Origin of the sequence: Polaromonas sp. A23, assembly GCF_002001015.1 — a bacterium.
In the GTDB taxonomy this organism is placed as follows: Bacteria; Pseudomonadota; Gammaproteobacteria; order Burkholderiales; family Burkholderiaceae_C; genus Polaromonas.
This window is the reverse complement of the sequence record NZ_MUNO01000005.1, coordinates 61,027-80,895: the sequence shown is the minus strand read 5'-3', so window position 1 is coordinate 80,895 and position 19,869 is coordinate 61,027. Positions and strand designations below refer to the sequence as shown.

The 19,869-nt window shown below is 58.6% G+C and carries 19 protein-coding genes; 6 read left to right on the top strand and 13 right to left on the bottom strand.

Annotated features, from left to right (window positions below; all coding sequences use genetic code 11):
- Positions 1–139: 139 nt before the first annotated feature.
- A complete protein-coding gene (locus B0B52_RS01855) occupies positions 140–1,282 on the top strand; it encodes an ABC transporter substrate-binding protein (RefSeq protein ID WP_254425608.1) in 1,143 nt (380 codons plus the stop codon).
- A gap of 30 nt (positions 1,283–1,312) precedes the next feature.
- Here the strand turns inward: B0B52_RS01855 and B0B52_RS01850 are convergent, their stop codons facing one another.
- Genes B0B52_RS01850 through B0B52_RS01840 form a run of 3 tightly spaced genes read right to left on the bottom strand, consistent with a single transcriptional unit; the run spans position 1,313 to position 4,221 of the window.
- Positions 1,313–2,299, bottom strand: coding sequence for a PDR/VanB family oxidoreductase (locus tag B0B52_RS01850; protein WP_077591908.1), 987 nt, complete (start codon positions 2,297–2,299; stop codon positions 1,313–1,315).
- Between the two features lie 23 nt (positions 2,300–2,322).
- A complete protein-coding gene (locus B0B52_RS01845) occupies positions 2,323–3,123 on the bottom strand; it encodes a GntR family transcriptional regulator (RefSeq protein WP_077591907.1) in 801 nt (266 codons plus the stop codon).
- Positions 3,124–3,126: 3 nt separating this feature from the next.
- The gene (locus B0B52_RS01840; RefSeq protein ID WP_077591906.1) at positions 3,127–4,221 is read right to left on the bottom strand and encodes an aromatic ring-hydroxylating dioxygenase subunit alpha; all 1,095 of its coding nucleotides are present in this window, start codon (positions 4,219–4,221) and stop codon (positions 3,127–3,129) included.
- Between the two features lie 153 nt (positions 4,222–4,374).
- Here B0B52_RS01840 and B0B52_RS01835 point away from each other — a divergent pair, with 153 nt between their 5' ends.
- Entirely contained in the window at positions 4,375–5,499 is a 1,125-nt protein-coding gene (locus B0B52_RS01835; RefSeq protein WP_077591905.1) for a 5-methyltetrahydropteroyltriglutamate--homocysteine S-methyltransferase, read from the top strand.
- A 130-nt stretch (positions 5,500–5,629) separates the two neighbouring features.
- On the opposite strand, the gene B0B52_RS01830 is transcribed toward B0B52_RS01835, so the two are convergent.
- The 4 genes from B0B52_RS01830 to B0B52_RS01815 all read right to left on the bottom strand — a co-directional run bounded on the left by B0B52_RS01830 (position 5,630) and on the right by B0B52_RS01815 (position 8,751).
- Positions 5,630–6,001, bottom strand: a complete 372-nt coding sequence (locus tag B0B52_RS01830; RefSeq protein ID WP_077591904.1) for a nucleotide pyrophosphohydrolase — start codon at positions 5,999–6,001, stop codon at positions 5,630–5,632.
- Between the two features lie 181 nt (positions 6,002–6,182).
- On the bottom strand, positions 6,183–7,022 hold the full coding sequence (locus B0B52_RS01825) for a nucleotidyl transferase AbiEii/AbiGii toxin family protein (protein ID WP_168173458.1): 840 nt from the start codon (positions 7,020–7,022) through the stop codon (positions 6,183–6,185).
- Entirely contained in the window at positions 6,994–8,049 is a 1,056-nt protein-coding gene (locus tag B0B52_RS01820; protein WP_077591902.1) for a type IV toxin-antitoxin system AbiEi family antitoxin, read from the bottom strand. Before B0B52_RS01820 ends, B0B52_RS01825 begins: the two co-directional genes overlap by 29 nt.
- Before the next feature lie 117 nt (positions 8,050–8,166).
- Positions 8,167–8,751, bottom strand: coding sequence for an ORF6N domain-containing protein (locus B0B52_RS01815; RefSeq protein ID WP_254425607.1), 585 nt, complete (start codon positions 8,749–8,751; stop codon positions 8,167–8,169).
- A 294-nt stretch (positions 8,752–9,045) separates the two neighbouring features.
- Here B0B52_RS01815 and B0B52_RS01810 point away from each other — a divergent pair, with 294 nt between their 5' ends.
- The 3 genes from B0B52_RS01810 (at position 9,046) to B0B52_RS21975 (ending at position 10,091) form a co-directional block, all read left to right on the top strand.
- Complete coding sequence (locus tag B0B52_RS01810; protein WP_077591901.1) at positions 9,046–9,279, top strand: antitoxin; 234 nt, start codon at positions 9,046–9,048, stop codon at positions 9,277–9,279.
- A complete protein-coding gene (locus B0B52_RS01805) occupies positions 9,276–9,677 on the top strand; it encodes a type II toxin-antitoxin system VapC family toxin (protein ID WP_077591900.1) in 402 nt (133 codons plus the stop codon). Before B0B52_RS01810 ends, B0B52_RS01805 begins: the two co-directional genes overlap by 4 nt.
- Positions 9,678–9,944: 267 nt before the next feature.
- Positions 9,945–10,091 (top strand): hypothetical protein, encoded by a 147-nt coding sequence (locus B0B52_RS21975; protein WP_254425606.1) that lies wholly within the window; start codon positions 9,945–9,947, stop codon positions 10,089–10,091.
- 293 nt (positions 10,092–10,384) lie between these two features.
- Here the strand turns inward: B0B52_RS21975 and B0B52_RS01800 are convergent, their stop codons facing one another.
- The 6 genes from B0B52_RS01800 to B0B52_RS01775 are packed head-to-tail and all read right to left on the bottom strand — an operon-like array spanning position 10,385 to position 18,512.
- Positions 10,385–11,089, bottom strand: a complete 705-nt coding sequence (locus B0B52_RS01800; RefSeq protein WP_077591899.1) for a DUF2924 domain-containing protein — start codon at positions 11,087–11,089, stop codon at positions 10,385–10,387.
- An 18-nt stretch (positions 11,090–11,107) separates the two neighbouring features.
- Complete coding sequence (locus B0B52_RS01795) at positions 11,108–14,248, bottom strand: type I restriction endonuclease subunit R (RefSeq protein WP_077591898.1); 3,141 nt, start codon at positions 14,246–14,248, stop codon at positions 11,108–11,110.
- A 12-nt stretch (positions 14,249–14,260) separates the two neighbouring features.
- Entirely contained in the window at positions 14,261–15,397 is a 1,137-nt protein-coding gene (locus B0B52_RS01790; protein WP_077591897.1) for an SIR2 family protein, read from the bottom strand.
- The gene (locus B0B52_RS01785) at positions 15,394–16,692 is read right to left on the bottom strand and encodes a restriction endonuclease subunit S (protein ID WP_217349767.1); all 1,299 of its coding nucleotides are present in this window, start codon (positions 16,690–16,692) and stop codon (positions 15,394–15,396) included. Before B0B52_RS01785 ends, B0B52_RS01790 begins: the two co-directional genes overlap by 4 nt.
- 4 nt (positions 16,693–16,696) lie before the next feature.
- The gene (locus tag B0B52_RS01780) at positions 16,697–16,864 is read right to left on the bottom strand and encodes a hypothetical protein (protein WP_217349766.1); all 168 of its coding nucleotides are present in this window, start codon (positions 16,862–16,864) and stop codon (positions 16,697–16,699) included.
- Between the two features lie 4 nt (positions 16,865–16,868).
- Positions 16,869–18,512, bottom strand: coding sequence for a class I SAM-dependent DNA methyltransferase (locus B0B52_RS01775; RefSeq protein ID WP_077591894.1), 1,644 nt, complete (start codon positions 18,510–18,512; stop codon positions 16,869–16,871).
- Between the two features lie 318 nt (positions 18,513–18,830).
- On the opposite strand from B0B52_RS01775, the gene B0B52_RS01770 reads away from it, so the two are divergent.
- Positions 18,831–19,820, top strand: a complete 990-nt coding sequence (locus tag B0B52_RS01770) for a lyase (RefSeq protein ID WP_077591893.1) — start codon at positions 18,831–18,833, stop codon at positions 19,818–19,820.
- The last annotated feature ends 49 nt before the right edge of the window (positions 19,821–19,869 follow it).

Genomic DNA, 19,869 nt, shown 5'->3' with positions numbered 1-19,869 from the left:
TGGGGTCATTGCGGATTGTCGCTTTGCCAAACCGCCGTTGGAACGCCCGGAGACGGTCTAACAGCTATGCATTTTTAATATATCAGTATCCCAGATATCTCCCTAAACTAAACACATTGACTTAATCGCCGGAGGCACGATGACAAAGACAACTGTGAAACTGCTCGCCATGCGCACCGCTTTCGTACTCATCGCGCTGGCCGTGATTCCAGCGGTGAACGCGCAAGAGATCGTGCTGGGCCAGATCGGCCCATTCACGGTGCTTCCGGTGCCCGACGCACCCGAGATCAACCAGGGCATCAAGGCCTATGTCAACGAAGCCAACAAACAGGGCATCCGGGGGCGCAAAATCAGTTTTTTCGAGGCCGATGACCGCTATTCGGCCGATGGTTTTGTCGAGCAGTTCAAAAAGTCACTCGATAAAAAGCCGGTGGCCCTGCTTTCACCCATAGGCTCCAACGCGCTCAAACGCCTGCTCGACGACAAGCTCCTCGACAACGCCGACGTGCTTGTGATGAACGCCATTCCAGGCGCGGAAAGCTTCCGGGCGCCCGGCCACCCCAAACTCTTTCACATCCGTGCGGGCGACAAACAGCAAATCGAGAAAATGGTCACCCATTCGCGCACCATCGGCATGACGCGGCTGTCGGTGCTGTACCAGGATCTGCCCATTGGTACCTCGGGCATGGCCGTGGCGCAGGACGCGGCCAGCCGCACCGCGGGACTGGAACTCAAGGGCGTGAAGTCAGCGCCCGATGCACCGGCGCTGGCGACTGCGAGCCAGCAGATCGTCGCCCTTGGCGGACAGGGTGTGCTGATCCTGGGGGCGCCGCGTTTCATGGCCGAAGGTGTGGCGGCATTGCGAAAAGCCGGCGTCTCGCAATCGATCTTTGTGCTGTCTTATGTGCCTTCGGGGCTGATCGTCAAGCTCGCGGGGGTTGAAGGCGCGCGTGGTGTTGGCATTGCGCAGACCTACCCCAACCCGAATGGCCGCACTCTGCCGATCCACCGCGATTTCGAAGCTGCAATGAAAGGCTCGTTCCCCCAACTCACACAGTACACGTCCTTCCATCTGGAGGGTTACCTTTCAGCACGCACGGTCGCCGAAGCATTGAAGCGCAACACTGAAAAAGAGCCCACTGCTGCGGGGCTGGCGAAGACACTCAGGGCCATGGGCGAGATCGATTTCGGCGGCTTTCGTGTCGATTTTTCCAGAAGCAATATCGGCAGCAATTTTGTGGACATCGCGGTGATCGGAAGCGACGGCAAGCTCCGTTATTGACGGAGCGACTGGTCGAAAGACTGCATCAGCTCAGTCGGCCCGGTAAGCCGAATCCAGCGTCACCGAGCCCACCACGCGCGAAACACAGGCGCAAATGCGGCTGCATTGCTGCTTTTCGTGCTCGCTGAGAAAAACATCGCGGTGGTCGGCCTCGCCTTCCAGCGCCAGCACATCCATGGCGCACAGCCCGCATTCGCCGCGGCGGCAGTCCGACAGGGTTTCCACCCCCGCACTTTCCAGCGCGTCGAGCAGCGTGCTGCCGGCCGGCACCATGATGTCGATGTGCTGGCGCGGCACCAGCACGCGAAAGGCCTGGGCCGCAAAGCGCCCGCTGCTGCCAAAGGTTTCAAAGCGCAAATTGGCCGCCGGCCGCCCCGCCTGGGCCCAGGCTTTTCGCAGGGCTTCCAGCATGGCCACCGGCCCACAGGTGTAAAGCTGCGCGCCCGCAGGCAGCGCCGCAATTTCACCGGCCAGATCCATCACCTCGCCGCGCTCACTGACAAAAGTCTGCAGCGCATCGCCAAGCGCTTCCCGCAGCAGCGGCAAAAACGCCAGCTCTTCCTGCGTGCGCACGCCGTACAGCATGCGCAGCGTGGCGCCCGTCTTCAGCGCATGCGCCCGCAGCTGCTGCGCCATCATCACCAGCGGCGTAATACCTATGCCGCCGGCCACCAGCAGGTAATGCGGCGCCGACAGATCCAGCTGAAAATGGTTTTGCGGCTCGCTGACCTGCAAGCGGTCACCCACGGCCAGCTGCCACATCGCGCGCGAGCCGCCGCGGCCGTCGTCCATGCGCTTGACGGCAATGCGGTAGCTCACGCCGTCGGGCAGGCCGACCAGCGAATAACAGCGCGTCTGCACCTGGCTGTTGACCAGCAGCTGCACCTGCATGTGGGCGCCGGCATCCCACGGGGCGGGCGTGCCCTCTGCAGGACGAATGTCGAACTCGCGCACGGTGGGTGTCAGGTCTCGCGTGGCGACCACCAGGGCTTCTTGCCAGGTCTGGGTGTTTCTCATGATGAGTTGCTCAGGTTGTTTGATTAGCCACGGCGGCGAATGAGTTTCATCGCCCTCATGGACTCAGGCATGTGCGCGCCACCCGGGCCCGACAGCGCGTGGCGCAGGTTGCGCTGGGCCAGGCGCGAGTGTTCACGCATCAGCGCTTCGGCGCGTGTGCCCTCCCCGCGCTCTATGGCGTCCAGCACCTGCCAGTGCTGGTCTTGCGCCACCACCAGCATGTCGCGCGCTTGCGGCGAGTTGGACTGCACCACCACAAAGGCCGAGGCCGAGGCAAAAGGCAGGCTCACCACCCGCTCCAACTGGCGCACGGTGACCGGGCTGTCGGCCATTTCGTAAAGCAGCGCATGGAAACGTTCGTTGAAATCCACATACGCAGAAAACGCCTCATCGGTGAGCGCCGGGTCGGCCAGCACCGCGTCCACCTGGCGCAGGCATTCCTTGGCCTCGGCCAGCACCACGGCCGGCGCGCCGCGCTCTGCCGCCAGCCGCACCAGCAAACCTTCCAGCGTGCCGCGCAGCTCGATGGCGTCGGCAATGTCGCGCTCCGAAAACATCTTCACCGCGTAGCCGCCGTTGGGCAGCGCTTCCAGCAGACCTTCCTGCTCCAGCCGCATCAGCGCCGCGCGTATGGGTGTGCGCGAGACGCCGAGGCGCTCAACAATCGCCAGCTCGGCAATGCGCGTGCCGCCTGCCAGCTCACCGGAGAGAATCAGCTCGCGCAGCTTGAGCAGCGCCCTGACCTGCGCACTTTCTGAACCATTTTGGCCCTCAGCCCCCGCCCCTTCTGCGGTGGTAGCTAACTTTTTGATAGTGGCCGCCATGACTCAGGCCGCCTGCCGGATGGCAATCACGGGCTTGGCGGGCTTCTCGCGCGCAATCATCTTGTCAATCAGCTTGCGCGCCCACATGGAGCCGGCGTCGATGTTGAGGTTGTAAAACTGGTGGTCGGGGTGTTCGTTCATCGCAACCTGCTGCGCCTCCAGCACATGTTCGTCTTCGCGGAAGATGCTGGCCACGCCTTCGCGCAGCTTGTGCGTCAAAGCCTGCTCGCCCAGGCAGTAGTTGCGCGCAAAGGCCCAGAAGTAGTGGCAGCTGCCGTCGGTCTCGGGCGTCACGGTGTTCAGCACATAACCGTTGACGCCTTTGCTGCGGTCGCCCGGCTGGCCATTCTTGGGCGGCGCACCCGAGCCGGCTTCGGCCACACCAACATCAATGTTCACGGTGCACGGCGCTTCGAAGCGGATGATCTGCCAGCGGTCTACCTTGCCCTTGTAGCCGCGTGCGTGTTCAATCTGCCCGGCCCAGAAAGGCGGCGCGTCGATGTCTTCCATCCAGCGCGTCACCGTGGCGCTGCGGTCACCGTGGGTGGCCACAAACGGTGCCTCGGCCACGGCCCGCTGGCCGATGCTGGAGCCGTGCACAAAGGTCTCGTGCGTCAGGTCCATCAGGTTGTCGACCACCAGGCGGTAGTCGCACTGCACGGTGATCAGCTTGCCGTCGCCGGCCCAGGCCGGGTCGTCGTTCCAGTGCATGTCGGGCACCAGCGCCGGGTCGGCCTTGGCCGGGTCGCCGGGCCAGACCCAGATGAAGCGGTGTTTTTCCAGCACCGGAAAGCTGCGCACGCAGGCCGAAGGGTTGAGCGTTTCCTGGCTGGGCATGTGGGTGCAGCGGCCCTGCGCGTTGTACACCAGGCCGTGGTAGCCGCAGGTCACTTCGTCGCCATCGAGCGAACCCATGGAGAGCGGCAGCAGCCGGTGCCAGCAGGCGTCTTCCAGCGCGGCCACGCTGCCGTCCAGCTTGCGGAACATCACCAGCTTTTGCTTGCAGATGGTGCGCGGCAGCAGCTTGCGGGCTACTTCCACGTCATAGGCAGCGGCGTACCAGGCATTCAGGGGAAAAGAGGCTTTTTCGGTCTTCATGAATACGCAGTGTATACATTAATCGGCTTGAATCAAGCTTTTTTGCCTTATTTTGCCATTTTCAGGCCATTAATGTATTCATAGATAGTGTTTTCAGATGCTTTAACATCGACTTTTAGTACCCCTCTTTCCAAAACCCCCAGGAGACCCTGCATGAGCACCCCCGCCCCTCACCTGCCCGCCCGCTACGACCACGTTGGCAGTTTTCTGCGCCCCAAGTACCTGCTGGAAGCGCGCGAGCAAAAAGCCAAGGGTGAGATCACGCCCGAGCAGCTGCGCAAGGTGGAAGACAAGGCGATTACCGAAATCGTCAAGTTCCAGGAAGACGTGGGCCTGAAAAGCATCACCGACGGCGAGTTCCGCCGCACCTACTTCCACATTGATTTTCTTGAGCAAATCGGCGGCGTGAAAACCGACATCCCCGTCACCATCGTGCGGCCCGACGGCTCGCAGGAGCTGGCCCCGCCGGTGATGCGCGTGATCGACAAGGTGCGCCACGTCAAAGACATCCAGCTCGCCGACTTTCAGTACCTCAAGAGCCAGGTGAGCAAGGGCAACACACCCAAGGTAACGATTCCCTCGCCGACCATGCTGCACTTCCGCGGCGGCCGTGCCGGCATCAGCAAGCAGCACTACCCCGAGCTCGACCCCGAGTTCTACCAGGACGTGGCCAACGCCTACGGCGACGAGCTGCGCAGCCTGGCCGCCGCCGGCTGCACCTATGTGCAGATGGACGACACCAACCTGGCTTATCTGTGCGACGAGAAAATGCGCGAAGCCGCCCGCCAGCGCGGTGACGACCCCAACGAGCTGCCGCACCGCTACGCCAAGTTCATCAACCTCGTCGTTGCGCAGAAGCCGCCCGGCATGCTGCTCGCCATGCACCTGTGCCGCGGCAACTTCAAAAGCACCCACGCCGCCAGCGGCAACTACGAGCCCGTGGCCGAGGCGCTGCTCAAAGAGATGAACCTCGACGCCTACTTCATGGAGTACGACGACATCCGCAGCGGCGACTTCAAACCCCTGCGCTTCCTGCCCAAGGGCAAAACCGTGGTGCTGGGCCTCGTCACCACCAAGTTCGGCACGCTGGAAGACAAAGACGAGCTGAAAAACCGCATCGAGCAAGCCGCCAAATACGCCCCGCTGGAGCAACTGGCCCTGTCACCGCAATGCGGCTTCAGCAGCACCGTGCATGGCAACGACATCGCCGTCGAAGCACAGCGCACCAAGCTGCGGCTGGTGATTGAAACGGCGCAGGAGGTTTGGGGTTCTGCTTGATTCGTCTGCCAGGCGCTACATAAAGAAAAGCCGCCGGCAGCTGCCGGCGGCTTTTTTTATAACAGAATCGGCCTCCAGCCCAGTGAATACGGGCACTAGCAGCTATCAAATCATGAGCGGATCGCCACCCTCACCCACCTCGGTCCGGGGCGATGATCTCGGTGTATTTTTGGCTGGAGCCACGTGCGCGGTCCACCGGGTACTTCCCGGCATTGACGGCCAGCTTCAGCCGCGCTGCCTCCATCAGATCAATCTGCAGCTTGTCGCACAGCTGCAGCAAATACAGCAGCACATCGGCCGCCTCTGCGGCCACCTCTGCCTTTTTGGGCGCCGCAAGGTTGCGGCTTTGTTCTTCCGTCAGCCACTGGAAGTGCTCCAGCAATTCCGCCGCTTCCACCGTCAGCGCCGAAGCCAGGTTCTTGGGTGAATGAAATTGCTCCCAATCACGCGCTTTGGCGAAGTCGCGCAGGGACTGGGTCAGGGAGGGGAAGTCGTTGTTCATGAGGCAAGCTTTCCATCGCGGGCTGAAAAAACAATATCGTATGCAATATGCATACTGCAGATCATGGACTCATACAACCCATGCCTTACGTTCAATAAAACGTCGCGTTCACAAAATATGAACGCAGCACATTGCAGTAGTTCCAGAGTTCCTGGACGATGGTGGCTGAGTTGATTATTTCTTAAAAGTTATCGGTGAGTCCCGCGCAGACTGCATCAATCAGCCTGCGGGCCTGCTCCAGATTCAGGCCAGATTGACTGGCAAGGAACAACGGTCCTTGCGCATCGGCTTGCGGCAGCAAGATGCCCAGCACCCGCTCGACGGCGGGCTTGTCCAGCAGCAGCGCAATGTCACGGCCCAACAGCTGCGCTCCGGCTGCCTCGTGATCGTAATCTTCCGCAGTGAACAGGTCGCCATGGTCGCGCGCTGCGCGGTCTATATTGCCGCAGTCCATGTAGCTGCGCAGATACAGCAGCAAGTCATCTGCGTCCCGGCCCGGATGCGTCAGTTTGCGGTCGTGCCAGGCAGTCACCTTGAGCAAGGCCAACGCCGGAATCGACGCAACCTGCACCGTCACCCCCTCCGGCAGCAGCACCGACACGGCCGCGTGGAATGCCTCACGCGCACCAAAGCAATCAAACACCGTGCTCTGGTCTGGCGGCCATGCAATGGTGCGGTCAGCGCGCTCAATGCCTCCAAAAGGCACGATATCCAAAGGCAAACCACTTTGATGACGCAGCCGGTGCGTAGCCGGGCCGGGTCGCTCGGAAAAATCACCGCCCTCAATCAGCGTTATGCGCAGCGCTTCAAAAGACGCCCAGTCGGGCACCATCACTGCAAAGTCCACGTCTCTGGTCTGTCGTCCGGGCTCGATGTTGTGGCCATAACGCAGCATCACGTCGCGTGCTGCAGCGCCCATTAAGAAGAAATCCACCGCCATAGGCTGGGCCACCCGCTGCAAAGCGCCCACCACCTGCGCCAACGGCAACAGATCAGCCTTCTGTGAAAAGTCGAGCGACATAGGCGTCATAAATCATTTTGGCCGTCTCAATGCAACGGGCGTCTCCCGTTGCCAGCAAGTCGGCATATACCAGCAGCGGCGGCACCAGATTGTTGTGGCCCGGGTCAACGGGGAAATTCCAGAAACGCTTGCGCACTTCCACCACAGCCGTATGACCGGGCGCAGGCTCTTTCATGAACTTTTGCCGAGCGGCCAGCAGGCCAGGCATTTTGTCGGCGTAGAGCGTCAACACACCGGGGCGCAGGTAATCTGTCAGCACCGCGGCAGCGGGCTCGCCCCCCCACAAGGCACCGTGTTCGGCCAGTGGCCAGTCTTTCCAGCCTTCCAGCGTTGGCACGTAGTAACGGCCTAGCAATGTACGCGGCCGCAAGACACGGGCATAGGTGGTGACCCACTCGTCCAGCAAACGGTCCAGCTCAAACATCCGGCGCGTACCGCGTTTTCCATTCAGGTCGCGTACAAACCCCTGCTGCTGCAAGTCCGGCATCACGAAACCCACTGTGCCGTGCGCCACGCCGGCCATTTCAGCCAGCTCGCGATAAGGCCGGTTGACCATCTGCGGATTGCACAACAAGGTAAACAACACTTGCAGCCCCGTGGGCTGAAAGGCGCGGCCAGCAGTTTCCGCGGCGGGCTTGGCGGCAGGTTTTTGGCCTTTGACCCAAATAAGAAGCGGCGGCTGCTCAAAGTAGGCATTGCCCGCTGTGTCGAGAAAAGCGATATGTCGCGCCTTCAACTCGTCCGCCAGTGCAGGTGTGACGTAGTCAGTGACCAGCATCGCCTGCTGACCCAGGCGCTCCAGTTGCTGCACCGCGGCACCCAGCGTGGAGGGATGTAGCGTACGGCGCACTTCAACCGCGTAAAGCATTTCGTGCCCGCCGTGGGTGAGACGAACCAGCGCGTCCGCGCGGGTTTGCTCCAGTTGTGGTTCCCGCTGAATGATTTCGAAGGCGATGCCTAGTCCCTGTGCCGCTTCGACAGCGGCATCCAGCAATACATGCTCAGGAGTTAACGGTTTTTTGTCCATTTATTTATATTGTCCATTTTTAGTGGACAAATGTCAATAATGTACAAAAGACTCCATTCATGATCATGAAAAAGCATCCTAGCCCTTGTGGAAAAAGCGCAAGCAGCTATCAAAATACTAGCGTTCAGCAGACTTCATCGACAAGTCAGCTGTAAAACCAATCGGCCGATTGGCCGGTTTGGGCTGCGCCATCAAGGCGCGAATGGCATCAATCACCTCGGCCAGAGAGTTGTCGTGGTGCGAAACGCGCCGCTCCAGGGCGGCCAGTTTTTCGGCCAGGACTTTGTGGTCCAGCAGCACTGCGCGCAATTGCACAAAGGCGCGCACCACGTACACGCTCATTTCCACGGCCCGGTCTGAGTTCAGCACACTGGCGGCCATGATGGCGCCGTGCTCGGTGAAAGCCAGGGGCAACTTGCGCCGGCCGCCCCATCTTGATGTCACAGATTGTGATATCAAGTTTTCAAACTCATCCGCGCTCAACTGAAACATGAAGTCGGCAGGAAATCGACGCGAGTTTCGCTTGACGGCTTGGTTGAAAACCCGCGTCTCCACCTCGTACAACTGCGCCAGATCAGCGTCCAGCAAAACCCGTTGCCCACGGATAACCAGAATGCGCTCCGCCAAAACCTGTGGTGAAAGCATGGCGCCAGATACGGCAGGCGCGCTGGCCGGCGGAATGGGTGGATTGGTCTTGTTCATGGTGCTCCCCTAACCCTTTACAGGCTTGAATTGCACCATATTACTGTTGTTTTGTACAGTATTTTGAGCAGTACGGATCCGAGCTTTGTGCCAGTGCTTATTTACGGATTTTTCTTATAAAGAATCCGGCTCTATCCCAATTAATACGTGCGCAAGCAGCTATTGCTTTTGTAGCGAATGACATCGCTCAAGACACCTTCCGTGCCCAGGCTACGGCTCTCTTGATGTCACAGATTGGGTAGACAAGCCGTCACTTGGTAACTATCATTGGTAGTCATCATCTAAGGAGCCACCATGGACACTGCACGCCTCTTTCAATCCGGCCGTAGCCAGGCTGTTCGGCTGCCCAAGGAATACCGCTTTGCCGGCACCGAGGTGGTGGTCAAGCACTTTGGCAACGGCGTGCTGCTGCTGCCGGTGGACGACCCCTGGCAAACGCTTGCCGCGGGGTTGGCTGCGTTCGAGCCAGGGTTCGAGATCACGCGCGAACAGCCTGACGAGCAGATTCGTGCAGAGATCAGCCCATGATCCTGCTGGACACCAACATCTGCATCTACATCATCAACGCCAAACCACCGGCGGTGCTGGCGCGTTTTCAGCAGTACCGGCTGGGCGACATTGGGCTGTGCAGCGTGGTGGCCGCAGAGCTTGCGTACGGCGTGGCCAAAAGCGGCTCGGCGCGCAACCGCCAGGCACTGGAGATGTTTCTGGCCCCTCTGAGCATCTTGCCGTTTGACGATGCGGCCGTCTGGGCCTATGGCGACTTGCGCGCTGACCTGGAGCGCCGTGGCACCCCGATTGGCTCGCTCGACACCATGATTGCCGCACACGCGCTCAGCCAGCAGGCCCTGCTGGTCACCAACAACACCCGCGAGTTTGCCAAGGTGCCCGGCTTGCAGCTCGACAACTGGGTCACTGCCGGCTGATTTGCGGCTGCCAGCGGCCCAAGCCGAGGCAGAGGAAGCCTTGGCCCGAGCTCCGTCGCCCTGTAATTGCTACGCTTTTAATAGCTGCTTGCGCATATTCCACAAGGGCTAGAGGCCAGTTTGGCGTAGAAAATACCGCCACGGCCGGGTTTTGGCCATCCAAACCTTCTGTTCAAGCCAGTTTTCATACTTGCGCTTCGTATTAAAGATTGGTTTAGTGTGATTTCGTCAAATTAAAGAACTCTTTCACACCATGCGCAGCACCAGGTGCGCCAGAAGCTGGCCACCAGCTTCCCCACCGCTACGGCGGCGGTCAAGGTTCTGGAAGACTTGGGCATCGTCACCGAGCTGACCGGGCAGAAAAAAAACCGCAACTACAGCTACACCGCCTACATTGCACAGTTGGCCGGGTGAACGAAAAGACAACAATGACCGAAGACCAACTCGAACAGGAAGTCCCGGTCTGGCTCCGGGATGTGGCTGCGTAGCGCCACCGTTGGCTACACCACCGAACTGGGCATGCGTCTGCGCTTGTGGTGGGTCGGGCTCTTCTAGGCCAGCCACCTCTGGCGGCCATGAACGGCGTAACTGAAATTTCTTTAAGTAAAATTAGCCTTTGGCCCAATAGATACGGGCGCAAGCAGCTACTAAATCAGTAGCAACTCAGATGAATAGTGTCGCTACGTGCAACGCATGCTAAGGCACCTTTAGCTTTTGTAGTTTGCCAGTGTCACCCAATCACCTGCTGCATTTTCGATGTACCAGAATCTCCATCCATTTATCGCCCGCGGCCCCACCAAGGCTTTTGCCGCGCCAGACGCAGAGGTGTACTTATTTCCCTTGAACGTGATGATGCCTTTGGGATTCAAAGTAGCCGTATAGTCTTCGCCTTTGTAGGTACGATACAACTTGGTTGTGTGAGGTACCAAGCCCTCGAGCTTTTCCGGCCGTCCAGTTGCATGGCGAAAGTCCATTTTCTGAACTGCACGTTTTGGGGTAAACAAAGCCGACAACACCTGCTTTTGTTTCAACTCGATCGAACGCCGAAGATCTTTGGCCAACACTCCATTAGATCGGCCTTTGGGGATAACTCGGTTCCCCTTGGGATTTGCTATGCGAACCAGAAGCGACTCAATTTCATGAATGTGATCAGCCTCGCGTACTAGATAGAGACTGAAATGAGTCCAGCTCGCAAGGTGCCGATCTTTTAGATGAATTTTTACGCGCTTGCGCAAATCAGTAGATTTGCCCACGTAGTACAACTCCGTTCCATCATAAAGAGCATAAACACCTGGGGAGTCACCAACTAACGCCGTGATCTGCTCATAGTATTCTTGGAACACATCTTTTGATACGTTCTCAATTCGATCAAGAACCAGTGAATTTGACTCTGCGCTATACCTTTTCACCATCCGCTTATTCCTCCTGAGTTATTTCGCCCAAGCGTCCGACAGCCGCTCCGCCTGCTCCAGCACCAATCGAATGGCCTCTTCCTGCATATCAGGCGGGTATTTATAGCGTCGCAGAGTGATGCGCACCAAGTTTCGCAGGCGAGCACGGACACTCTCGCGTTTTTGCCAATCCACCGATGTACTGTTGCGCAGTTTTTCGGTAATTTCTATCGCAATCTTCTTCAGCACATCGTCACTCAGCTCGCGCACTGCACTTTCGTTATCAGTCAGCGCGTCATAGAACGCCAACTCCGAGGTATTGAGCCCCAGCTTGTCGCCACGCAGCGCCGCCTCGCGGAACTCCTTGGCCATGACAATCAGCTCTTCAATCACCTGTGCGCTCTCCACCGCGCGGCTCAGGTAGCGGTTCAACGCGGCCTGCAGACGTTCACTGAACTTGCGCTCCAGCACCACGTTCGCCCGCATACGTGACTTCACTTGATCGCTCAACAGCTTTTGCAGCAGCTCGACCGCAAAGTTGCGCTGCGGCAGCTGACGTACTTCCTCCAGAAACGCGTCCGACAAGATGCCAATGTCGGGCCGGTCGAGCCCGGCTAGCTTGAAGATGTCTTGGACCCCCTCAGCCACCACCGCGTTGTCCAGAATCTGCTTAAGTACCGCGTTACGGCCTTCCTCCGAAAGCTTGGCATCCGAAGTGGTGGCCTTGGCAATCACTGCCTTGATGGCTTGGAAGAAGGCAATTTCTTCGCGTAACTCCGCCGCATCGTCCAAAGTGCCGCACAGCGAAAACGCCTTGGTGATGGCCAGCACCACATCAGCCCAACGTTTTTTTCCCTCATCCAGTCCCAGCACAAAGTTGGCGGCGGGCAACAGCAGCGTGGTGGCCTGCGTGCGGTAGGCGCTGAAATCAAAGCCGTGCAGCAGGTGGCGCGCCACTTCCATTAACTCTTGCAGCTTGGCCAACGCCTCGGCGGCGTCCAACGTGGGCTGACCTTTGCCCTTGCTCTCGGTGTAGGTGCGCAGCGCCTTGCGCAACTCGGCGGCAATGCCGATGTAGTCCACTACCAGGCCGCCTTCCTTGTCGCGGAACACGCGGTTTACGCGGGCAATGGCCTGCATCAGGTTGTGGTCGCGCATCGGCTTGTCGATGTACATGGTGTGCAGGCAGGGCACATCAAAACCGGTGAGCCACATGTCGCGCACGATCACCAACTTAAGCGGGTCAACCGCATCTTTAAAGCGGCGCTCCAATAGCTTCTTGGCGGCACTGTTGTAGATGTGCGGTTGCAGCAGCGCTGTGTCCGCGGCGGAGCCTGTCATCACCACCTTGATAGCGCCCTGCGCCGGGTCGTCGCTGTGCCAGTCGGGGCGCAACGCAACAATAGCCGTATAGAGTCGGGCGCAAATCTCGCGGCTCATGGCCACCACCATTCCCTTGCCCGCCACCGCCGTGTTGCGCGCCTCAAAGTGCTGCACGATGTCTGCAGCCACCAGTTCTACGCGCTCTTTGGCGCCTACCAATTTTTCCAGCGCGGCCCAGCGGGTTTTCTCTGCCTCTATCAACGCGGCGTCTTCTTCGTCTTCAAAGACGTCTTCCACATCCGCGTTGAGCTGCTCCATCTGCACCTGGTTCAGGTTCAGCTTGGCCAGGCGACTTTCGTAGAAGATGGGAACCGTGGCGCCGTCGTCCACCGCGTCTTGAATGTCATAGATGCTGACGTATTCGCCAAACACCGCGCGGGTGTCGTGGTCACCCACCTCAATGGGTGTGCCGGTAAAGCCGACAAAGGTAGCGTTTTTTAGCGCATCGCGCAGGTGCTTGGCAAAGCCGTATTTGTATTTGCCAGTCTTCTTGTCCAGCAAGGCGCGAAAGCCGTACTGCGAGCGGTGGGCCTCATCGGCCATCACCACGACATTGGTGCGGTCAGATAGCAGGGGGAACACCTCTTCCCCCGCATCAGGCGTGAATTTCTGCACCGTGGTAAAGATGATGCCACCCGAGGGTCGCCCCGCCAACAGCGCGCGCAGCTCATCGCGGCTGCCCGCCTGCTGCGGCTGCTCGCGCAGCAGGCTGCGCGCCCCCACAAAGGTCTGAAACAGCTGACCGTCCAGGTCGTTGCGGTCGGTCACTATCACCAGCGTGGGGTTGTGCATTTCAGGATGCTGCATTAGCTTGGCAGCAAAGCACACCATGGAAATGCTTTTGCCCGAGCCCTGCGTGTGCCACACAATGCCACCCATTCGCGAGCCCGGCTTCACCCGATCGGCATAGCTGGCCCATTGTTCCTGCACCACATTGGCGGCAGGCGGGGTGGCGGCAATGACTGCTGCCTTCACTGCTGCGCGCACTGCGTGGAACTGGTGGTAGGCCGCAATCTTCTTCACCACCTGGCCATCTGCCATTTCAAACAACACAAAGTAACGCAGGTAGTCCAGCAGCAACGCGGGCGCAAAGAAACCGCGCACAACCTTCTCCAGCTCAAATTCCAACAGCGGGCGATCGTTTTCGTTCTTGACCGTGCGCCACGGTAAAAACCGCTCGAAGTTGGCCGTGAGCGAGCCTATGCGCGCATGTAGTCCGTCAGAAGCTACCAGCGCCTCGTTGAATACAAAGAGGTCAGTCACCTCGTCCTTGTAGGTCTGCAACTGGTGGAATGCGTCTTTGATGCCCACCTGCTCCGCCGCAAGATTTTTCAGCTCAATCACGGCAATGGGCAGACCGTTGATAAAACACACGAGGTCTGGCCGACGCGGCTGCCTGGTACCTTGCACGGTGAACTGGTTCACCACCAGAAATCGATTGCGCTCAGGCGTATCAAAGTCCACCAGCACCACACGGTCGCCGCGGCGCTCGCCATTGATCTCTACCTCTACCGGTACACCACCCACCAGTGCCTCATGGAACGTCCGGTTGCGCTGGATTGTCGAGGGATGGTTTGACGTGGCCAACTGGTGCGCCACATCGTCCAGCACGGCGGCGGGTATTTGCGGGTTCAGCCGTGCCAATGCTTCGCGAAGCTCATTCTGCAACAGCACTTGGCGGTAGTCGCTACGCTGTGGGCTGTCACTGTCGGGAGCAATGTCTTGCCCAGCGCGGTAGTCCCAGCCGGTGTCTTGAAACCAGGTAAGGGCGAGTTGTTCGAGGTCGTTTTCAACCATTGCGTCTACTCCTCAACCCTTGAAGACAAAGCGCTTTTCGGCGACGTCCGCGACCAAATCTACAAGACGTTCGACTAACACATGCTGCCCGTTCGGGTACCAGACCGGCTGAATGTTCAGCTCCAGAAGCTGTGCTTCCTTTTGTTGACGCCCGACCGCTGAGCTCGGTTCTTCCACTATCGCGTAGTGGTTAGGCACTTGATAGGCATCACTTTCTTTGGCTGCCTTAAACAAATCGAGGGTCCAGTCCTGCTCCAGCCCGCAACCGAGGAATAGCAAGGATTGCGAGATGTATATCTGCCTTAGTGCTTTTGGTAAGGGTTTCTGAAAATCGAACCCAGGGGGCAGGCCATAGGCAAGCTCGTACTGCTGCTCCGTGAGAATGTGAGTGGCATCGCTTTCCGCATCACCATGCAACTTCAAGAGACAACGATCGCCCCGGACCATGCGCGAAAAAAAATTGTGCTCTTGTGTGCCGTGCATGTAGGCTTTGAAATCCATGGGCTTGCCGTGGTGGATCGCCTCTTCATACGTTTTTTCAATGGCATCATCAAAATTGGTGGTGACAATGCACCCCCGGGCAAAGCGCGGAAGATGCTGCAGCGGCCCAGCGTTAAGACGGAGCCTTTGAGCCCGGTAGGTGTTACGAATAAATGCTGATGTAACAGCGGCATCATGCGCGGCCATGCGCTGCGCTGCCAGAAGGTATTGGCCAGCATCGATCAAAGGTCGTATTGCAGCGACATTGGCACCATGCAGCCGGGTCAAAAGCAGCCCAAGTGCTTCTCCCCATAAGGGCATGCCCAACGGCTTGGACAAGCCTGCGCCAACAAACGGGACAACCCGACCCCGATCCGCAGCCTGAAGTAGATCCATAAACTGTGGAACGCATGCGTTGTCTTGAAGTAGCTTGATCGCATCTTCATGCTTTGCTTCAATTGAGTCACTCTCCCATGCGACTTTGTCAGCCTCATAGCCTTCAGGATCAACCCAAAACAGCACTTTGCTCCGCGGATAGGCAGAGGTCCCCAGCGCGATCGGATCCTCACTATCAAGGTATTCGTTGAAGTCCTTGTTTGCGTCATAGCGGACTGTCAATAAGTCAATGGCATGTCCCAACAATGATTCGTCAGTTTTGACTTCCTTCATGAGAGCTCCGCTTCAACTACCACCGCAACGTTACCTGACAGCAGTTCAGGCAGAAGAGCTGTCCTGACATTGGACAAACCTCCAGCCTCGAGGCGATTGCTAATCGTCATCTCAATTAGCGGCATCAGCACTTTCGTCATTTCATCCAAAAGCTCCATGGGGGGACATAAAACCTTAGCCTCAGACAAATGCTTTCTTTGGATGTGCCCCATCGTGGTGGCCTTATTGGCTGCAATGTCACGGAAAAAACTCAAGTGGAACCTCGTCCATAGGAAGTAGAACCACTTGGGATACTCCCCGGATGTGACCTTAAACAAGTGCTGATTCAGTGCCCCTCTTCCACCGCACCAGATTTCAACCTCCAGACTACCCGACCATGAGAACAATACGTCGCCGTTTTCAATCACGTAAGGCGCAGGAACTTGAGTGCTGGCTTTGTCGGCAGAAAGCGTGTGACCGGCACGCAACTGGGCAATCTTGATCACCGGCAGCCAGTCCTTTCCTTCCAATGCAGGATACTTCTGCAAGGCCAACCCATTGAGGTAGTTCGCAACATCGTCGAGCCCTCGCACAGTCCAGCCATTGGGAATCTCACCAAGCTCCGAGTTCCCGAAGCTGTCTGGGAACAGCGCGAGGAGTTCGGGGGTCAGGCCCCAGCGTTGACAGATGGATTTGGCGCTGTCGCCGTTGGCCTTGGCGCGCACCGGGTCGAAATCGACGAACCAGGACTGGAAGAGGGTGCAAGCCATCGCCTCCAGAGTTTCGTTCAGGCGACCGTTGAGTTCGATCTTGTCGTCGATAGAGCCAAGGACCTGAACGATAGCCTGCTGCTCTTCCAAGGAAGGAACGGGTATCGGTATGGTCTCCACAACGGATCGAGGAGCAATGTTGACTTGCACCGTACCGTGCGATGCTTGAATCAGCGCTCGCTGACCTGTATCACCTCCGAGGAAATAGCCAAGGAACTTCGGAAGCACCTTGGACACATCAGGACGGAGGATTAACAACGCTTGGCTGATGATGCCCAGTGGATCTCCCTCACGGATTGTGGAGATACGGCCAACAGTTCCGGAACAACTGATAATTAGGTCATTGGCCTTCACCGCGAAACGCTTCAATTCATCAAACTTTTCTTGGCCAACATAGAAGCGAAACTCTCGCGTTCCTGAGATTGCATGCTGCTGCTCGTATACGGGAATGCCAAAACTTTGAAGTTCTTTTCGTACCAAGGCTGAGCCGAACGGCCCGCGGATGTATCCTCGCTCGCCCAGGAGGCTTCCCAATGGTTCGTTCACAAAACTACTCATTCCCGCCCACCAACTCCTCCACCGCCTTATAGAAGAAGGCCGCAATCTCCGCCTTGCCCGGCAGCTGCACATGGTAGCGCGACACGAAGAGCTGGTTGCTCATGCCCGCCAGAGGGTGCTCCACCAGGTTGGAGAAGTGGAAGGCGGTTTTTGCATTCACGGCATCAGACTTCATAACCCAGCCCCGCCAGATTTTTGCGAATCTCTACTTCCAGGCGAGCGTTCTCCTTAAACTGCTCCCCCAAGGAGGTAGTCAGACGGGCCATCTTTTCTTCAAAAGGCTCTGCATCGGGCTCTTGCGCTGCGGCGCCCACGTAGCGGCCCGGGGTGAGCACGTGGTCGGCCTTGCGGATGTCGTCCAGCGTGGCAGTTTTGCAAAAGCCTGCTTCGTCAGCGTAGTTCGTACCGCGTTGCCAGGCGTGAAACGTGGCGGCCACCTTGGCGACGTCTTCGGGTTTGAAGTCGCGCAACACGCGGTCTTTCATGTACCCAAGCTGGCGGGCGTCGATGAACAACACTTCACCATGGCGGCGACGGCTGATACCTTTTTTGGCGCGCTCGGCCTTACTGCGCGTGAGAAACCAGATGCAGGCCGGAATTTGCGTGTTGGTAAACAGCTGGCCGGGTAGGGCCACCATGCACTCCACCAGATCGGCCTCGATGAGGGCTTTGCGAATTTCGCCTTCGTTGTTGGTGTTGCTGCTCATGGAGCCATTAGCAAGCAGCAGGGCCATGCTGCCGTGAGGTGCCAGGTGGTGAATCATGTGCTGCATCCACGCAAAGTTAGCATTCCCGTCGGGCGGCACGCCGTACTTCCAACGCGGGTCGTCATCTCGCACGCCCTCTTTCCAAGCCTTCATGTTGAAGGGTGGGTTGGCCATGATGAAGTCGGCGCGCAGGTCGGGGTGCTGGGGCCGGGAGTAGGTGCTAGCGGGCTCTTTGCCGAAGTCAAAGTCCAGGCCGCGGATGGCCATGTTCATGCTGGCCAGGCGCCAGGTGGTGGGGTTGAACTCTTGCCCATAGATACTGAGCTGGCCGATCTTGCCGCCGTGCTCCAACACAAAGCGCTCGCTCTGCACAAAGAAACCACCCGAACCGCAGCAAGGGTCGTACACGCGACCCTCAAACGGCTCCAACATTTCCACAATCAGGCTGACGATGCTCTTGGGTGTATAGAACTCGCCGCCGCGCTTGCCAGCAGCAATAGAGAACTCCCCCAGGAAGTATTCGTAGATGTGCCCCAGAATGTCTTTGGCCTTGAGCGCGCCGCGGTTGAACGGGATTTTGGAGAACTCGTCTATGAGACCGGGCAAGGCTTCGTCTACACGCCAGCGCGCGTAACTTTTGTCGAGCACGCCTTTGAGTTTGGGGTTGTCCTTTTCCACCGCTTCGAGGGCGTCGTCCAGTAGGCGGCCTATGCCTTTGAACTTGTACTGAAAAGTTTTTCCGTTTTTAACGGTGAGGACTGTGTCGATGGCGACTTTGGCGCTGTCTTTGAGGAAATCCCAGCGGGCCAGGGCAGGCACCCAGAAAACGTTGGTCTCGGTGTAGTAGTCGCGCGCTTCAAGCTCCTGCTCGATTAACTCTGCCGAATCTTCGCCCAGGTAGTAATCGTTAGCCGGATCATTGAAAGCAGCTTCAAGTTCCAAACGACGCTCCTTGAATGCATCGGAGATGTACTTGAGGAAGACCAACCCCAAGACAACATGCATGTATTCGCTGGGATTGACGGCGGCACGCAAACGGTCGGCTGCGGCCCAGAGTTGCTTGTCGAGGTTATTGAGAAATTGTTGTTCTTCGGTGTTCATACTCTTTAAATAGCGCGTCAATGTTGACCCCGGCTTTAGGCTCTGGCGTCATTAGTCTTCCCTCTGGCCCATTCTAGGTGAGCACCTGCAAAGAACCCTCCTCCAATGAGAGGACACGCTACAAGCGCCCTGTTAGCTGCCTCAGAATACGTTTTGAATGTCGAATCTTCCCCTAATCCATATACGGCGGTCGCAAGAAGCTATTGAATTCATAGCGATTCAGCAGGCTCACCCCGCCAAACCGCCAGTTGCATCTGTCAGGCAAGCCCTTCCACTTTGTATAAGAATCACAAAGCTCCCACCCCACAGGAGGTTCCCATGGTTCTGTTTAACCGACGCAACATGCTCGGCGCCCTGGGCGCAACGGCGCTTGCCGGCACCCTCACCTCTCCCGCGCTGGCGCAGCCCGGCAAGATGCAGTCGTGGAAGCTGGCCACCTCGCGGCGCACCGGCATTCATGACCTGGCGCCTGCGCCTGATGGCGGCGTGTGGTTTACGGCGCAGGCCAGTGGCCACCTGGGCTGGTTTGAGCCCAAGACTGGCCGCACGGAACTGATTGCCCTTGGCTCGGGCTCTTCGCCGCATGGCGTGATTCAGGGGCCGGACAAGGCGGCGTGGGTGACTGACGGCGGGCAGAACGCCATCGTGCGGGTGAGCTGGCCCGACCAGAAGGTGCAGGCCTTCCCCCTGCCCGCGGGCACGCCTTACGCCAACCTCAACACCTGCGCCTTCGACGGCGCGGGCGATTTGTGGTTTACCGGCCAGAGCGGCTACGTGGGCAAGGTGGCGGTGAAGACGGGTGAGGTGTCTGTGAAGCAGGCCCCGCGCGGCCGCGGGCCTTACGGCATTTGCACCACGCCAGCCGGCGAGGTGTGGTGGTGTTCGCTGGCGGGCTCGTTCATTGCGCACATCGACAGGCGCACGGGTGAATCCACCGTGGTGGAGCCGCCCACACCCAAGCAGGGCGCGCGCCGCGTGTGGAGCGACAGCAAGGGCCGCATCTGGGTGAGCGAGTGGAACAGCGGCAATGTGTCCATGCACGACCCGCAGGCCAACACCTGGCGTACCTGGAAGCTGCCCGGCGACAGCCCCAAGACCTACGCGGTGTATGTGGACGAGCGCGACACGGTGTGGCTGGCCGAATGGGGCAGCAACGCCATCGTGAGCTTTGACGCGCGCACCGAGAAGTTTGAGCGCTACCCGATGCCGCGTGAGAGTACGAATGTGCGGCAGATTCTGGGGCGGGCTGGCGAGGTGTGGTTGCCTGAGAGTGGGACGGAGCACATCTCGGTGATTCGCACGGCGTGAGTTTGGCGGGAGGCTTCGACGGGCCCTTGAAGGCATTCAAAGGGCATTA

Bases quoted from the DNA above. Each gene is read 5' to 3' on its own strand.
- B0B52_RS01855 (WP_254425608.1), top strand. From the start codon at position 140: ATGACAAAGACAACTGTGAAACTGCTCGCCATGCGCACCGCTTTCGTA.
- B0B52_RS01850 (WP_077591908.1), bottom strand. From the start codon at position 2,299: ATGAGAAACACCCAGACCTGGCAAGAAGCCCTGGTGGTCGCCACGCGA.
- B0B52_RS01845 (WP_077591907.1), bottom strand. From the start codon at position 3,123: ATGGCGGCCACTATCAAAAAGTTAGCTACCACCGCAGAAGGGGCGGGG.
- B0B52_RS01840 (WP_077591906.1), bottom strand. From the start codon at position 4,221: ATGAAGACCGAAAAAGCCTCTTTTCCCCTGAATGCCTGGTACGCCGCT.
- B0B52_RS01835 (WP_077591905.1), top strand. From the start codon at position 4,375: ATGAGCACCCCCGCCCCTCACCTGCCCGCCCGCTACGACCACGTTGGC.
- B0B52_RS01830 (WP_077591904.1), bottom strand. From the start codon at position 6,001: ATGAACAACGACTTCCCCTCCCTGACCCAGTCCCTGCGCGACTTCGCC.
- B0B52_RS01825 (WP_168173458.1), bottom strand. From the start codon at position 7,022: ATGTCGCTCGACTTTTCACAGAAGGCTGATCTGTTGCCGTTGGCGCAG.
- B0B52_RS01820 (WP_077591902.1), bottom strand. From the start codon at position 8,049: ATGGACAAAAAACCGTTAACTCCTGAGCATGTATTGCTGGATGCCGCT.
- B0B52_RS01815 (WP_254425607.1), bottom strand. From the start codon at position 8,751: ATGAACAAGACCAATCCACCCATTCCGCCGGCCAGCGCGCCTGCCGTA.
- B0B52_RS01810 (WP_077591901.1), top strand. From the start codon at position 9,046: ATGGACACTGCACGCCTCTTTCAATCCGGCCGTAGCCAGGCTGTTCGG.
- B0B52_RS01805 (WP_077591900.1), top strand. From the start codon at position 9,276: ATGATCCTGCTGGACACCAACATCTGCATCTACATCATCAACGCCAAA.
- B0B52_RS01800 (WP_077591899.1), bottom strand. From the start codon at position 11,089: ATGGTGAAAAGGTATAGCGCAGAGTCAAATTCACTGGTTCTTGATCGA.
- B0B52_RS01795 (WP_077591898.1), bottom strand. From the start codon at position 14,248: ATGGTTGAAAACGACCTCGAACAACTCGCCCTTACCTGGTTTCAAGAC.
- B0B52_RS01790 (WP_077591897.1), bottom strand. From the start codon at position 15,397: ATGAAGGAAGTCAAAACTGACGAATCATTGTTGGGACATGCCATTGAC.
- B0B52_RS01775 (WP_077591894.1), bottom strand. From the start codon at position 18,512: ATGAACACCGAAGAACAACAATTTCTCAATAACCTCGACAAGCAACTC.
- B0B52_RS01770 (WP_077591893.1), top strand. From the start codon at position 18,831: ATGGTTCTGTTTAACCGACGCAACATGCTCGGCGCCCTGGGCGCAACG.